This is a genomic window from Bifidobacterium aemilianum, from assembly GCF_003315635.1.
GTDB classification, from domain to species: Bacteria; Actinomycetota; Actinomycetes; order Actinomycetales; family Bifidobacteriaceae; genus Bifidobacterium; species Bifidobacterium aemilianum.
The window spans coordinates 98,438-111,899 of record NZ_PDCG01000002.1 but is presented as its reverse complement, the minus strand read 5'-3'; the positions used below and the strand labels follow the sequence as shown (position 1 = coordinate 111,899).

The window sequence follows — 13,462 nt, the reverse complement described above, 5'->3', positions numbered from 1 at the left end:
TCGAATGCGCGATGGTTACCCTTCCGTGTGTGCGTGATTCGGGCATTGCCATCACAGAAATCGGATGAAGGACCATTGCGAATCGGTCGAACGGCTGGCGTCGAAACGGTATCCGGCCATGTCGAAGGCCTTGAGGTCCTGGCCTGACTCCAGTCTGTTCTTGATGATGAAGCGGCTCATCAACCCTCTGGCCCTCTTGGAATGGAAGCTGACCTGCTTGAATTGATCATCCTTGCCCTCCAGGAAGATTGGTTGAATGACCCGGGCTTCCAGAAGCTGAAATTGCAGGACCTTGAAGTACTCGTTGGAGGCCAGATTGATGACCAGGGGATGCTGCGATGCCGCGAGTTCCTCCTTGAGCTTTCCGGTCAGCCGGTCACGCCAGAAAAGATAGAGGTTGCCGACATCCCCATGCCGCAAGCGGATACCCATATCAAGCCGGTAGGGCTCAATCAGGTCAAGGGGCCGCAGCATGCCGTAGAGGCCGGAGAGGATGCGCAGATGGCCTTGGGCGAATTCCAGGTCCCCATAGCTGAAGTCCTCGACGTGTAGGCCCTCATAAGCCTCTCCCTTGAAGGCCTGAATGGCTGGTCTGTGGGTGTCAAGGGTCGCATCCGCGCCCCACTTCCGGAAGCGCTCGCCGGTGAGTTCGGCCAGTTTCCTACTGATGGACATGAGGCCCATCAGCTCCTCCACGCTGAGTTTCCTGCACTCAACGGCAAGCTCCTGGGCGGCTTCCGTGAACTCAGGCTGGGTATGCGGGCCTGGGAGCGGGGCTGACTCGTAGTCCATGGTCTTGGCAGGAGAGAGAAGCGTGATCATGAGTCAAGCCTATCCTGCCCCATGCCAATGGTCATGCCCCAGCGTACTGATGCTGCCGACAGCTTTTGGTCAGACGCGACCTGACTACCGGAACAGGGATTGCGACCAGGCAGTTCTCAGCTTTGATACGTGCATTGCCTCTCATGGCCTCTACTCCCTCGAGTGCCAACCAGGCATGTCCGGCATAGGTTAGCGGATCAGCCGACCTGGGGGGATTGAAGGCCTTATGGACTCGCGAGAGTTGCGGATGGCCAGGTCATCCGGTATCTTAAAGCTTGGTTTCAGGCTCTTGCCTGTACTAGTGCGGACATAGCTTAGTTGGTAAAGCGCGACCTTGCCAAGGTCGAGACCGCGGGTTCGAGTCCCGTTGTCCGCTCCATCACTCCTTATGTAGGCCCCTCCCATGCTGGCGGATATTGATTTTCCTCCGCAGAATCACTTACTGCCTCTCCCTCGCCGACTTGTCTGGGTTGGTCCATATTCTTGGCATTTGTCGATATACACCCAGTCCAGGCCTGCACCTTGTAACGCGGGCCCCGATAGCAAAGGACAGAACATGGCTGCACAGACCATCTCCATTGACATCAACGGTGAACGCAAGGAGGTGGAAGCCAGCCAGACCGGCGTGGAGCTCTTCTCCGATAACAAGGACATCATAGCCATCAGACTCAACGGCAGCCCCAGGGACCTCTACACACCCCTGCATGAGGGTGACAAGGTGGAGCCCATCGACCTTGACAGCCCCGATGGCGTGGCCATCATGCGGCACTCGGCCACCCACGTCATGGCCCAGGCCGTACAGGAGATCCGCCCCGACGCCAAGCTGGGCATCGGCCCCGCCATCGACAACGGCTTTTACTACGACTTCGATGTCAAGGACCCCTTCACCCCAGCCGATCTCAAGGAGATCGAGAAGCGCATGAAGCGCATCATCAAGGAGTCCCAGTCCTTCCGCCGTCGTGTCGTCTCCGAGGAGGAGGCCCGGGCCGAGGAGGCTGAGCAGCCCTACAAGCTGGAACTGATCGGCAGCAAGGAGCGCGAGCTTTCCGCCGAGGCGGCCACCGAGGTCTCCAATGAGGGCGAGCTGACCATGTACGACAACGTGGACCGGGAGGGCCGGACCGTCTGGACCGACCTCTGCCGTGGCCCCCACCTGCCCAACACCAGGTTCATCAAGGCCTTCAAGCTGGAGCGCACAGCCGCCGCCTACTGGCTGGGTGACCAGCACAACCCCATGCTCCAGCGCATCTACGGTACCGCCTGGCCTTCCAAGGACGAGCTCAAGGCCTACACGGCCCGCATGGAGGAGGCCGCCAAGCGCGACCACCGCAAGCTGGGACAGGAGATGGACCTCTTCTCCTTCCCTGAGGAGATCGGACCCGGCCTGGCGGTCTTCCACCCCAAGGGCGCCGCCATCATCAATGCCATGGAGGACTACTCCCGCGAGATGCACCGCAAGCATGGCTACTCCTTCGTCCAGACCCCCCACATCACCAAGGGCGGCCTCTACGAGACATCGGGCCACCTGCAGTGGTACAAGGACGGCATGTACCCTCCCATGCACCTGGATGAGGAGAAGGACGCCGACGGCAACATCGTCAAGCAGGGCTTCGACTACTACCTCAAGCCTATGAACTGCCCCATGCACAATCTGATCTTCAGATCCCGCCAGCGCTCCTACCGGGAGCTGCCCCTGCGGCTCTTCGAGTTCGGCACCGTCTACCGCTACGAGAAGTCCGGCGTGGTCCACGGCCTGACCAGGGTTCGTGGCCTGACCCAGGACGATTCCCACATCTACTGCACCCGTGAACAGATGAAGGAGGAGCTGACCAAGCTCCTGAGCTTTGTGCTGGGACTCCTCAAGGACTTCGGTCTCAACGACTTCTACCTGGAGCTCTCCACCAAGGACCCCGACAAGTTCGTCGGCTCAGACGAGATTTGGGAGGAGGCCACCTCAACCCTGGCCGAGGTCGCCAAGGACTCCGGCCTGGAGCTGGTGGACGACCCCGCTGGAGCTGCCTTCTACGGTCCCAAGATCTCCGTCCAGGCCCGTGACGCCATCGGGCGCACCTGGCAGGTCTCGACGATTCAGCTGGACTTCAACCTTCCTGAGCGCTTCCAACTGGAGTACATCGCGGCCGATGGGTCCCACCAGCGTCCGGTCATGATCCACCGGGCCCTCTTCGGCTCCATCGAGCGCTTCTTCGCCATCCTCCTTGAGCACTATGCGGGAGCCTTCCCGGCATGGCTTGCTCCGGTCCAGGTCACGGGCATTCCCGTCGCTGACGAGTTCGCCCCCCACCTCCAGGCCTTCCTGGACGGCCTGGCCGACAATTTGGTCCGTTGTGAGATGGATTCCTCCGACGACCGCTTCGGCAAGAAGATCCGCAACGCCTCCAAGTCCAAGGTTCCCTTCACCTTGATCGCCGGTGAGGATGACGTGCAGAAGAACGCCGTATCCTTCCGTTTCCGCGACGGTAGCCAGCTCAACGGTATCCCCGTTGACCAGGCCAAGGCATGGATCCTGGACGCCATCAAGCGTAGGATTCAGGTCAATTCAGCCGATGATTTCGCGGTGGTCAGCGATCAGGCTGGCGAATAGCCCACAGGCGGACGGTCAGGCCTCAAGGTCAGGCCTGACCGTCCCTGGCAGTAACCCATCAGCACAGATCAAGGCTAGGTGAATCACGCCATGCTCGAACGACTGCGCAAGCCATTCAAGAGACTGATCCAGCCCATAGCAGGCTGGTTGGTCGCCATGGGTGTCAGTGCCAATGCGGTGACGGTGCTCGGGGCTGTGGGCACCATTGTCGCTGCTCTGGCCACAGGGGTCAGCGGGCAGCTCTTCTGGGGTGCCCTGGCCATGACCATCCTGGTCGTCTTCGACTCCCTGGATGGTTCCGTGGCCGCCTTGTCCGGAGGCGGCACGAAATTCGGTGCCTTTCTGGACTCGACCCTGGACCGGATAGCCGATTGGGCGGTCCTGGTCTCAGTCATCCTCTACTACATCATTCACGGGGGGATGAGACTGGACCAGGGGGCACTGACCTACGGCCCCAATTTGGTCGGTTGGCTGGGGATCGGCGCGGCCCTCTATGCCATCATGACCTCCTTTGTGACCTCCTACGCCAGGGCCAGGGCGGAATCGGTGGGTTATGAGGCCAAGAACGGCATAGCCACCCGTTCGGACCGTCTGGTCATCATCCTGCTGGGCATGGCCATCAGCGGCCTGAGTGCGGATGGCGGCTGGATGGCGGCCTTCATGCTCCTCCTGGCGCTCTTGGGCACCATCACCGTATTCCAGCGAATCTTCGAGGTCCGGAGGCAGATGAAAGCCGAGCGGCAGGACTGACTGGCCATTTGTCGTTCAATGGCCATAGAATTATGACGTTTACCTATCCCAATACCTGCTAGGAGCATTATGTCAGGGCATTCCAAGTGGGCGACCACCAAGCACAAGAAGGCCGCCATCGACGCCAAGCGCGGCAAGCTGTTCGCCAAGCTGATCAAGAACATCGAGATCGCGGCACGTCAGGGCGGGGGAGACCCGGATGGTAACCCCACCTTGTACGATGCGATTGTCAAGGCCAAGAAGTCCTCCATGCCCGCCGACAACATCAAGCGCGCCGTCAAGCGTGGCTCAGGCGAGGAGGCTGGCGCCGCCAGCTACGAGTCCATCGTCTATGAGGGCTATGGTCCCGCCGGTGTGGGCCTGATCATCGAGTGCCTGACCGACAACCGCAACCGTGCCGCGGCAGATGTTCGTGCCACCCTGACCAAGGGCAATGGTTCCCTGGCCACCAATGGTGCCGTCAGCTTCAACTTCGAGCGCAAGGGCCAGATCGTCGTCCAGGCCGAGGGCATGGATTACGACAAGCTCTTCGAACTGGCCGCCGAGGCCGGTGCCGAGGATGTCAACGATGAGGGTGAGGTCTACACGATCATCACCGCCCCCACCGATATGGTCACTGTCCGCACCGCCCTGCAGGACGCCGGCATCGAATACGATTCGGCCGACCTGGTCATGGTCCCCAAGAACGAGGTGGACCTGAGCCTTGACGATGCCAGGAAGGTGTCCAAGCTCATCGACAACCTGGACGACCTTGACGATGTTCAGGAGATCTACAGCAACTGGACCGCCTCCGACGAGGTCATGGCACAGTTGGACGAGGAGTAGGTCCCCAATGATCATCTTGGGTGTGGACCCAGGATTGACACGCTGCGGAGTCGGCGTGATTGAAGCCGGCGCGGCCCGCCGGCTTTCCTTTATCCATGTTGACGTGGTCCGCTCCGAACCCACCCTCTCGCAGGACCTGCGGCTCATGGCCATCTATGAGGGCCTGGCGGCTAAGATGGACCGGTTCTCGCCCGATGCCGTATCAATCGAACGTGTCTTCGCCCAATCCAACCGCAACACGGTGCTGGGTACCGCCCAGGCGGCCGGCATGGGCATGTTGGCTGCGGCACAGCGGGGCATTCCTGTGGCCCTCCATACCCCCACCGAGGCCAAGCTGGCCATCACCGGCAACGGTCAGGCGGAGAAGATCCAGGTGGAGCGCATGGTCATGCGCTTCCTGAACCTCAACACCATCCCCACCCCTGCCGACGCCGCCGATGCCTTGGCCTTGGCCATCTGCCACGCCCTGAGACCAGCTGGCGCACTCCAGGGTGGCGAGCGGGAGGAACACCTGACCGCAGCCCAGCGACAATGGGCCCAGGCTTCCCAACAGGCCAAGAACAGACATGGAGTCGACCGGGGCATGTAGACTTCGAACAGATGTTCGATTCAATGCTTCTGGTTCATATGGGCCAGAGTTGGGCTGCCTGCCTGATTGGTCTGGCCTGGTAGGGTCATGTGAAGGATGTGGCTGCCAGGTTATGCATAGGTGACAGAGACATAGGAGACGCACGTGATAGGAATGCTGATGGGCCTGGTGGAATCGGTGGATGCCGATACCGCTCTGATTGTCACCGGAGGGGTCGGCTATGAGACCCGGATGCCCTCGGCCGACTTGTCCTCGGTTCGTAGCGGCCAGGAGGTCAAGGTCTACACCTACCTCAATGTGTCCCAGGATGCGGTCACCCTCTATGGTTTTCTGAGCACCGCATCCAAGCGTATGTTCCTGCAATTGCAGAAGGTGTCGGGTATCGGTCCCCGGGTGGCCTTGTCCCTCCTATCCACCCTGTCCACTGAGCGACTGGCCAAGGCTGTTGCCGATGGGGATGCGGCTGCTCTGGCCAAGGCGCCTGGTCTGGGCAAGAAGGGTGCCCAGAAGATCATTCTGGAGTTGAAGGGCTCCATTGATCTCGATCAGATCGAGGGTGCCAAGGCGGCCAGCTCCGGCCGTGAGGATACCGGCAGCCTGCAGGTGGTGGAGGGACTCATCTCCCTTGGCTGGAGGCAGGCCGATGCGGAACAGGCGGTCCAGAAAGTCTGCGAGGACCAGCAGGTTGAGCTGCCTTTGGCTCAAGAGGACGTGCCCAGGGTCCTGAAGCTGGCCCTCAGCTCCCTAGATAGGGGGCTATGATCACCATGACCAGCGAAGCATATCGGGGGACCGGCGCCAAGGGAGGAGATTCTCTGGCAGTCGACCCTTATCTGAAAGCCAACGCCGGGGCCAGCGAGGAATCGCTGAGGATGGTTTCGGCCCAAGCCATGGACGGGGAGCCGGTCAGTGACGAGGAGCTGCGGCCCAAGGTTCTCGATGGCTTCATAGGCCAGCCCAGGCTCAAGGCACAGTTGCAGCTCTTCCTGGATGCTGCACGCAAACGTGACGTTCCGCCCGATCATATCCTCATGGCAGGGCCTCCAGGCCTGGGAAAGACGACCCTGGCCATGATTGTGGCCAATGAGTTGGGGGTGGCCATCAGGGTGACCTCCGGTCCGGCCATTCAGCATGCCGGTGACCTGGCCTCCATCCTCAGTTCCCTGGATACTGGGGAGGTGCTCTTCATTGATGAGATCCACCGCCTGCCCCGGGCGGCCGAGGAGCTGCTCTACATAGCCATGGAGGATTTCCGCGTGGATGTGATGGTGGGCAAGGGGCCTGGTGCCTCCTCCATTCCTCTGACGCTGCCCAGATTCACCGTCATTGGTGCCACCACCCGCGAAGGCATGCTGCCCTCGCCCCTGCGTGCCCGTTTCGGTTTTACCGCCCACCTGGATTTCTACCCCCATGAGGAATTGGAAAAACTGATTGAGCGGTCGGCCACCGTTCTCGGTGTCTCCCTCGGTCCCGGGGCCGCCCATCAGCTTTCCCTGCGGTCCCGTGGCACCCCCCGCATCGCCAATAGGCTCCTGAGGCGGGTGCGTGACTGGGCCATCGTCCATGATCTCGAGGTGGTCGACACCGCCGCCGTCAAGGATGCCTTGGCACTGTACCAGATCGACTCGGAAGGCCTTGACCGCCTTGATCTGGCTGTGCTTCAGGCCATTGTGGGCAGCTTCGATGGTGGCCCTGTGGGTCTCAACAACCTGTCGGCCATGGTCGGCGAGGAGGCGGAGACCGTGGAGACGGTCTGTGAACCCTATCTGGTACGTGAGGGATTCATGGTCAGGACGCCAAAGGGCCGTGTTGCCACAGCTAAGGCTTGGGAGCATTTGGGCCTTAACCCCAAGGATGATGTCAACAAGCTGTTCTAAAATGGGGTATTCGGGCATTCAACCGGCTGTCCTGGGACGCTCTGTATTGAGGAGTAAGCAAATGGCTTTAATGATAGTGATGATCGTGGTTCTGGCTGGCATGATGTTCTGGCAGTCCAGGAGCGCCAAGAAGCAGCAGGCACAGGTCCAGGACTTCCGTGAAAGCCTGGAGCCCGGCACCGAGGTCATCACCATCGGCGGCGTGATTGGCAAGGTGGTCTCCGTAGACACCAAGTATGAGGAGATCGTCATTGATTCCGAGGGATCGAAGCTCCGCTTCTCCCTGAAGTCCGTCAACAAGCAGTATGTCCGTCCCGCCTTCGTAGACGATGATGAGGTGGACGAGAACGGCAATCCCCTCCAATCGGACCAGTCTTCGGATGAATCCACCGATGATGAATCAACCGACCAGAAGGCCCTGGCAGGCGGCAGCCACCAGAACCATGCCGAAGCCAAGGAATCATCACAGCAGGAGCCCTTACAGGATGAGACCGCGAATCACATGTCCTCGGACGTGAGCGACATCTCCCAGACCGAGACTGACCTGACAGACACCGACACCAATATCAAGCCCAACAGCACCAAGGATTAGCGTACAGGCGCTGCCCATACCGCCGTGTGGCTTTGCATGGCTTGTGCGAAGGATGGGTATGTGTCCCTTATCTGTTCGGTAGGCATAGTTTGCAAAGGCAAGGCGCGTCATATGACAGCAAGTGACATCAAGATCGACCAATTGAGCAAGGTCGACAGCAGTGATGCCGAGTATCTGATCTCCCGTATTCGTTCCATTCCTGACTTTCCCAGCAAGGGTGTGCTCTTCCGTGACTATCTGCCGCTCATGGCGGATGCCAAGGGCCTGCAGGTCCTCATGAATGCCCTGGAGGCGGCCCTTCCGGTTCCCGCAGACTCCTTTGACGCCATAGCCGGCTTGGAGGCACGAGGCTTCCTCTGCGGACCCATCCTCGCGGCGCGGCTCAACAAGGGCTTTGTGGCGGTCAGGAAAGCGGGGAAGCTACCGCCGGCAACTATATCCGAAAGCTACACCCTGGAATACGGACAGGCCAGCATCGAAATCGAGGACACCGCCGTATCCCCGGGTCAACGCGTGCTTATTTTCGATGACCTGATCGCCACGGGAGGCACGGCTCAGGCCGCCGCCAGGCTGATTGCCCGTTCGGGAGGCACTGTGGCGGGCTACAGCTTCGTCATGGAACTCGAAGGCCTCGGTGGTATCGAGCAACTTGGCGACTATCCGTGCAGCAGCCTGGTCACCATGCCGGCATGACGTTCACTTTCAGACCCTGGTGGCCCGAAAGTGCTTCCTGGGCCCGGCAGCCGACTGGAGGGAGAGGTGACCGGGAGTAAGGTCCGACGAGGTTGATGGTTCGGTAGGAGACTATGAACAGGTATCTGAGGGAATGGATCAGGGGCTTCCTGGTGGCCTTGGTGTCCATGCTGATCTTCGCCGTAGCCATCGGTGGTTTCCTTGCCTTGACTCTCCTGGTCATCTCCATGGAGGAGGGGGGCAAGCCCCTGTCGGATTCGGCCATACCCCTGACCCAGGCGGTGATTCTCCTCACCCAGGGGACGGGGTTTGAGACACATTCCTTCAGGCTCACCCTCGTGCCACTGCTCCTGACGCTGTTGCTGATCGCGCTTATTGCTTCGCTTACCCGGCGGTCGGTAGCCACCGCCCATGCCTATGCGGCTGGCCTCCTGACCTGGACGATTATCAATTGGATCTTCACCCAGGGTGTGTCAGTCGCCCTGATTGATGACTCATGGCTGATCATCTGCAAGACGGACATGGTCTTCACCCTGGGTTGGGTCGTGGGCAGCTGCCGCAATTCCCGCTGGCTTGCACGGGCCATGCGTTCGGTTCAGCAGCATACTTCAGTCGGTTTCCGCTCCGCGGTCAGGCTTGGTGTCTCCCTGGCCCTGGTCCTTCTGGCACTCTACCTGCTCTTTGGCCTCATTGCTGTCTTGGTGTGGATTGTAAGGGGCCATGAGGCCATGGCCACCCTCTTTCAACTGGACAACATGCAGATGGGGTCGAGGATCCTCACCAGCATTGCCGCTGTGGTCTGGTTGCCCAACTCTATGATGTGGGCGCTGTCATGGCTTTTCGGCGGCGGTTTCGCCATCGGCGACCTGGCTTCCTTCACCCTGTGGATGGGGCAGTCCCATGCCCTGCCACCCCTGCCCGTTTTCGGCCTGTTCCCCAAGGCTCTGACCAACCCCTCCCTGATTTCCGTCCTGGTCAGTCTACCCTTCTTCCTCAGCCTCTTCCTAGGGCTCTTGGCCCTGGCGACCAGAAGAGTCATACGGTTCCCGGCCAGAACGACAGCAAAAGCCAAGGAAAGACAAGCGCAAACACAGGGCAAGTCAGGCTCCGGTAGTGATGCGCAGGTCAGGCATCTGGTCGAGCAGCTGATCTATGCGGCCGGCTCCTTCTGCCTGACCAGTGCCCTCGTAGCTCTGATCAGCAGCCTATGCTTCGCCCTTTCCAACGGTTCCCTGGGCCGAATACGGCTCAGGAAGGTGGGAGTTGACCTGATGGCATCGGTACAGGCTGTGGGCAAACCCACCGCCATGGGTCTTTTTGCGGCATGGCTTTTGGCTGTGCTGGGGTGGTCGATCATCTTCGCCATACGCTGGTCCATAGCCAAGGCCGCCCGGTCCAAGCGCGGACAATCCCCATCGGCTGCCAGCGCCTCCAGTTTCCAAGACAAGGATCCCCTGGCTCACGAGGACGACAGCGAGCCACAGCCGTCGCCCATTCTTACTTCCGAAGAGTCGGTCACCAACTAAAGGAGAGCCATGTCACTGAGCAATCATCCCATCAGAAGGGTCCTGGTGTCGGTCTATGACAAAGCAGGTTTGGATGTGCTCGCCCCGGCCCTCGCTCAAGCCGGATGCGCGGTGGTGTCGACTGGGTCCACTGCCCGCCAACTGTCGCGGCTGGGCCTGAGCGTTCAGGAAGTGAGTGACCTAACCGGCTTTCCCGAAAGCTTCGATGGCAAGGTCAAGACCCTGGACCCGCACATTCATGCCGGCATCCTGGCTGACCGTTCCAAGGCTGACCACGTCAGGCAGTTGCGCGATCTGAACATCGAACCCTTCGACCTTGTCGTGGTCAATCTCTACCCCTTCGCTGATACCGTCCGCCAGGACCCTGACGACCAGGCAGCCATCATCGAGAAGATCGACATCGGTGGCCCCAGCATGGTCAGGGCCGCCGCAAAGAACAGTGGCACTGTGCTGGTGGTGACGGATCCCGCTGATTACCCCCTGCTGGCCAACAGGATCAGTTCAGGCCAGGGATTCAGCCTTGCGGAGAGACATTGGTTCGCCTCCAAGGCCTTCAGCTACACGGCAGCCTATGAGGCCTCCATCAGCCAATGGGCTGGCAACCACTGGCCCAGGCCAGAAAGCCTTGATGTCACCGGTCTTGGTTCCCCAGAATCTGACGACGACGCCCAAGGCCAAGAGCTTGAGGACACCGGCCTGGCGACCACTCTGACACGTAGCTGGAACATGCTTCACGCGCTGCGGTATGGGGAGAACCCCCAGCAGTCGGCTGTCATCTACACTGACCCACTGAGCCAGGATTCCTTCGCCCAAGCCGAACAGCTGGGCGGAAAGGCCATGAGCTACAACAACTATGTAGATGCCGATGCCGCCTGGAGGTCCGTATGGGATTTCGCTCCGCATATCGCCGTGGCTGTGGTCAAGCACAACAACCCCTGTGGGCTGGCCTTGGGCGAGACCGTGGCCCAGGCACATCTCAAGGCCCACGCCTGCGACCCCATGAGCGCGTATGGTGGTGTCATAGCGTCGAACTCGCCGGTGAGTCTGGAGATGGCCCAGAACATACGACCGATCTTCACTGAGGTCATCGTCGCTCCTGACTATGACCCCGAAGCCTTGAGCCTCTTGCAGAGCACCAAGACGAACCTTCGTATTCTCAAGGTTCGTCGCCCTCCACAAGGCACGGTCCAGATTCACACCATTGATGGGGGGCTCTTGGCCCAAAGCATGGACCGCATTGATGCCGCCGGTGACGATCCCAGAAACTGGACCCTTGCCGCGGGGCAGCAGGTGGATGAGGCCACCCTCATGGACCTTCACTTCGCCTGGCGCGCCATCCGCTCCGTCAAGTCAAATGCTATCCTACTGGCCAAGGACCACGCCGCGGTCGGTATCGGCATGGGTCAGGTAAACCGGGTCGACTCCTGCCGCCTGGCCGTGGACCGGGCCAACAGCCTGGCTGATGGAGAGCGCAGGGCCATAGACTCTGTGGCGGCTTCGGACGCCTTCTTCCCCTTCGCCGATGGGGCCCAGGTCCTCATTGACGCTGGAATCAAAGCCATCGTCCAACCCGGTGGCTCCATTAGGGACCAGGAGGTTATAGAAGCCGTTGAACAGGCTGGCATCAGCATGTACCTTACGGGCACCCGTCACTTCTTCCACTGACAGTCGGCAGCAGTCACCCCGGCCGGTCAGGCCGCTGGCCAAGGCCTGCACTAGGGAGCTACGGGTGCGGTGGCTGCTCGAGCGGAGAACGAGTATGAAGAGTCGTAAGGATGTGAATCAGTGACCAAGAAGCTCAAGAAGCAAGAGCGGCCTGTGGTGCCCGAGGACCGGGAAGGCAAGCCTGTAGTCGAATGGATGGTGGCCGTACTGGTTGTCATAGCCACCCTATTGGCCCTCCTGAAATACGTAGAGGCCGCCACCATGCTCATAGCGGTGACGGCCCTCGTGCTGGGTGTGCTCAGGCTGGTCCTTGGAGATACCAGCCCCTGGAAAGTCCGATCGCGAGGGTTTGATGCCTTCATCTGCATTGGACTGGGGCTGGGTCTCATACTGACCTATCTCAGCATCGGCCAGCTCAGCTGATCAATTCATCAGCTAATCATTCAGATGCCCTGTTGATCGCTGGCTGCGGCATTCTCCATAGCGGTCTCGTCCTCGGCGGGCGTCGCGCACTGCGAGCCCTCCAGGCTCATCTCCTCAATCGCAGCATCGGCCTGGTCAGCCTCACTGTTGGTATCAGCGATGGCATCGGCGGGGCTGCTGGTGGACAGCATCTCGCGGATGACGATGAAGATGGTGACCAGGGCAGCTGCCAGGATGGGGCAGACCCAGAAGACCCAAAGCTGCTTGACGGGTTCGACATCAAGTCCCAGTCCCATGGCAGCCACGGCGATACCCGTGGAACGGGCGGGGTTCATACCGGAACCGGTGATCATGTAGGTGAAGCTGGTGCCCAGGGCATAGGCTCCACCCATGACCATGGCCTGGATGCCATTGCTGCTGTCCTTCTTGTTCATGGTCATCATGGCGGCGATGATCACGAGGATGCTGGCCACGACCTCAACAATCACAGCGGTCTTGACATCAAAGCTGGCACCGGCACCCTTGAGGATGCCCGCTGAGACAGAGATCTCGTTGAAGCCGTTGACCACATAGGGGAGCAGCATCTTGGCGGTCAGGGACTGGCCCGTGGGGATGATCAGGCGCATGAGGCCACCGGCGGCCAGGGCGCCCAAAAGCTGGGCGATGATGTAGAGGATGCCGTCAAGCCACTTGGTCTTCATGCCCAGCATGGAGGCCACGGTGATGGCTGGGTTGAAGTGGCCTCCCGAGATCCTGCCGAACATGTAGGTCACCACACCATAGGCCAGACCCGTGGAGAGGGCGATGAAGGCCATGTTGATGTTGCTCAGGGGGGTGGCCATGATGCCTACGCAGTAGATGGCGAAGAAGATCAGGAAACTGCCGATCAGCTCCGAACCGATGCGCAGCACCATATCCTTGACCTTGCCGCCAGTGGGGGTCTGTGTGGTGTACACGGCTGTCTCCTCTGCGATGGCCACGCCCTCATCGGGGTTCTGCAGGTCTTCAGGCTCGGCCTGGACTTCCATATCAGTCAATTCACTACTTCCTTTGTCTCGGGTATCATGGCGGCTGAACCCGCCAAACAAATGCCAATCC

13 protein-coding genes and 1 tRNA gene are annotated in these 13,462 nt (G+C 60.3%); 12 read left to right on the top strand and 2 right to left on the bottom strand.

Going from position 1 to position 13,462, the window contains the following annotated elements; all coding sequences use genetic code 11:
* Nucleotides 1-51: 51 nt before the first annotated feature.
* The gene (gene yaaA, locus CRD60_RS02540) at nt 52-822 is read right to left on the bottom strand and encodes a peroxide stress protein YaaA (RefSeq protein ID WP_113859754.1); all 771 of its coding nucleotides are present in this window, start codon (nt 820-822) and stop codon (nt 52-54) included.
* 303 nt (nt 823-1,125) lie between these two features.
* Here yaaA and CRD60_RS02535 point away from each other — a divergent pair.
* The 12 genes from CRD60_RS02535 (at nt 1,126) to CRD60_RS02475 (ending at nt 12,364) form a co-directional block, all read left to right on the top strand.
* Nucleotides 1,126-1,201, top strand: a tRNA-Gly gene (locus CRD60_RS02535).
* Nucleotides 1,202-1,378: 177 nt separating this feature from the next.
* Complete coding sequence (gene thrS, locus CRD60_RS02530; protein ID WP_113859753.1) at nt 1,379-3,424, top strand: threonine--tRNA ligase; 2,046 nt, start codon at nt 1,379-1,381, stop codon at nt 3,422-3,424.
* A 90-nt stretch (nt 3,425-3,514) separates the two neighbouring features.
* Nucleotides 3,515-4,174, top strand: a complete 660-nt coding sequence (pgsA, locus tag CRD60_RS02525; RefSeq protein WP_113859752.1) for a phosphatidylinositol phosphate synthase — start codon at nt 3,515-3,517, stop codon at nt 4,172-4,174.
* Nucleotides 4,175-4,243: 69 nt separating this feature from the next.
* Nucleotides 4,244-4,999 carry a YebC/PmpR family DNA-binding transcriptional regulator gene (locus CRD60_RS02520; protein ID WP_113859751.1) on the top strand — a complete coding sequence of 252 codons (756 nt, stop codon included), beginning with the start codon at nt 4,244-4,246 and terminating at the stop codon, nt 4,997-4,999.
* A gap of 7 nt (nt 5,000-5,006) precedes the next feature.
* The gene (gene ruvC / locus CRD60_RS02515; protein ID WP_113859750.1) at nt 5,007-5,588 is read left to right on the top strand and encodes a crossover junction endodeoxyribonuclease RuvC; all 582 of its coding nucleotides are present in this window, start codon (nt 5,007-5,009) and stop codon (nt 5,586-5,588) included.
* Nucleotides 5,589-5,732: 144 nt separating this feature from the next.
* Nucleotides 5,733-6,350, top strand: coding sequence for a Holliday junction branch migration protein RuvA (gene ruvA, locus CRD60_RS02510; RefSeq protein WP_113859749.1), 618 nt, complete (start codon nt 5,733-5,735; stop codon nt 6,348-6,350).
* A gap of 110 nt (nt 6,351-6,460) precedes the next feature.
* A complete protein-coding gene (ruvB, locus tag CRD60_RS02505) occupies nt 6,461-7,465 on the top strand; it encodes a Holliday junction branch migration DNA helicase RuvB (protein WP_113859954.1) in 1,005 nt (334 codons plus the stop codon).
* 61 nt (nt 7,466-7,526) lie between these two features.
* Complete coding sequence (yajC, locus tag CRD60_RS02500; protein ID WP_113859748.1) at nt 7,527-8,057, top strand: preprotein translocase subunit YajC; 531 nt, start codon at nt 7,527-7,529, stop codon at nt 8,055-8,057.
* 111 nt (nt 8,058-8,168) lie between these two features.
* The gene (locus CRD60_RS02495) at nt 8,169-8,750 is read left to right on the top strand and encodes an adenine phosphoribosyltransferase (RefSeq protein WP_113859747.1); all 582 of its coding nucleotides are present in this window, start codon (nt 8,169-8,171) and stop codon (nt 8,748-8,750) included.
* A 113-nt stretch (nt 8,751-8,863) separates the two neighbouring features.
* On the top strand, nt 8,864-10,276 hold the full coding sequence (locus CRD60_RS02485) for a cell division protein PerM (RefSeq protein WP_127975625.1): 1,413 nt from the start codon (nt 8,864-8,866) through the stop codon (nt 10,274-10,276).
* A 9-nt stretch (nt 10,277-10,285) separates the two neighbouring features.
* Nucleotides 10,286-11,941, top strand: a complete 1,656-nt coding sequence (gene purH / locus CRD60_RS02480; protein ID WP_113859744.1) for a bifunctional phosphoribosylaminoimidazolecarboxamide formyltransferase/IMP cyclohydrolase — start codon at nt 10,286-10,288, stop codon at nt 11,939-11,941.
* 120 nt (nt 11,942-12,061) lie between these two features.
* The gene (locus tag CRD60_RS02475) at nt 12,062-12,364 is read left to right on the top strand and encodes a DUF3017 domain-containing protein (RefSeq protein ID WP_236630787.1); all 303 of its coding nucleotides are present in this window, start codon (nt 12,062-12,064) and stop codon (nt 12,362-12,364) included.
* 20 nt (nt 12,365-12,384) lie between these two features.
* On the opposite strand, the gene CRD60_RS02470 is transcribed toward CRD60_RS02475, so the two are convergent.
* Nucleotides 12,385-13,392, bottom strand: a complete 1,008-nt coding sequence (locus tag CRD60_RS02470) for an MIP/aquaporin family protein (RefSeq protein WP_113859743.1) — start codon at nt 13,390-13,392, stop codon at nt 12,385-12,387.
* Nucleotides 13,393-13,462 lie beyond the last annotated feature (70 nt).

Excerpts from the sequence above, each read along its gene's own strand:
- yaaA (WP_113859754.1), bottom strand. The coding sequence starts at position 822 with ATGATCACGCTTCTCTCTCCTGCCAAGACCATGGACTACGAGTCAGCC.
- thrS (WP_113859753.1), top strand. The coding sequence starts at position 1,379 with ATGGCTGCACAGACCATCTCCATTGACATCAACGGTGAACGCAAGGAG.
- pgsA (WP_113859752.1), top strand. The coding sequence starts at position 3,515 with ATGCTCGAACGACTGCGCAAGCCATTCAAGAGACTGATCCAGCCCATA.
- CRD60_RS02520 (WP_113859751.1), top strand. The coding sequence starts at position 4,244 with ATGTCAGGGCATTCCAAGTGGGCGACCACCAAGCACAAGAAGGCCGCC.
- ruvC (WP_113859750.1), top strand. The coding sequence starts at position 5,007 with ATGATCATCTTGGGTGTGGACCCAGGATTGACACGCTGCGGAGTCGGC.
- ruvB (WP_113859954.1), top strand. The coding sequence starts at position 6,461 with ATGGTTTCGGCCCAAGCCATGGACGGGGAGCCGGTCAGTGACGAGGAG.
- yajC (WP_113859748.1), top strand. The coding sequence starts at position 7,527 with ATGGCTTTAATGATAGTGATGATCGTGGTTCTGGCTGGCATGATGTTC.
- CRD60_RS02495 (WP_113859747.1), top strand. The coding sequence starts at position 8,169 with ATGACAGCAAGTGACATCAAGATCGACCAATTGAGCAAGGTCGACAGC.
- CRD60_RS02485 (WP_127975625.1), top strand. The coding sequence starts at position 8,864 with ATGAACAGGTATCTGAGGGAATGGATCAGGGGCTTCCTGGTGGCCTTG.
- purH (WP_113859744.1), top strand. The coding sequence starts at position 10,286 with ATGTCACTGAGCAATCATCCCATCAGAAGGGTCCTGGTGTCGGTCTAT.
- CRD60_RS02470 (WP_113859743.1), bottom strand. The coding sequence starts at position 13,392 with ATGGAAGTCCAGGCCGAGCCTGAAGACCTGCAGAACCCCGATGAGGGC.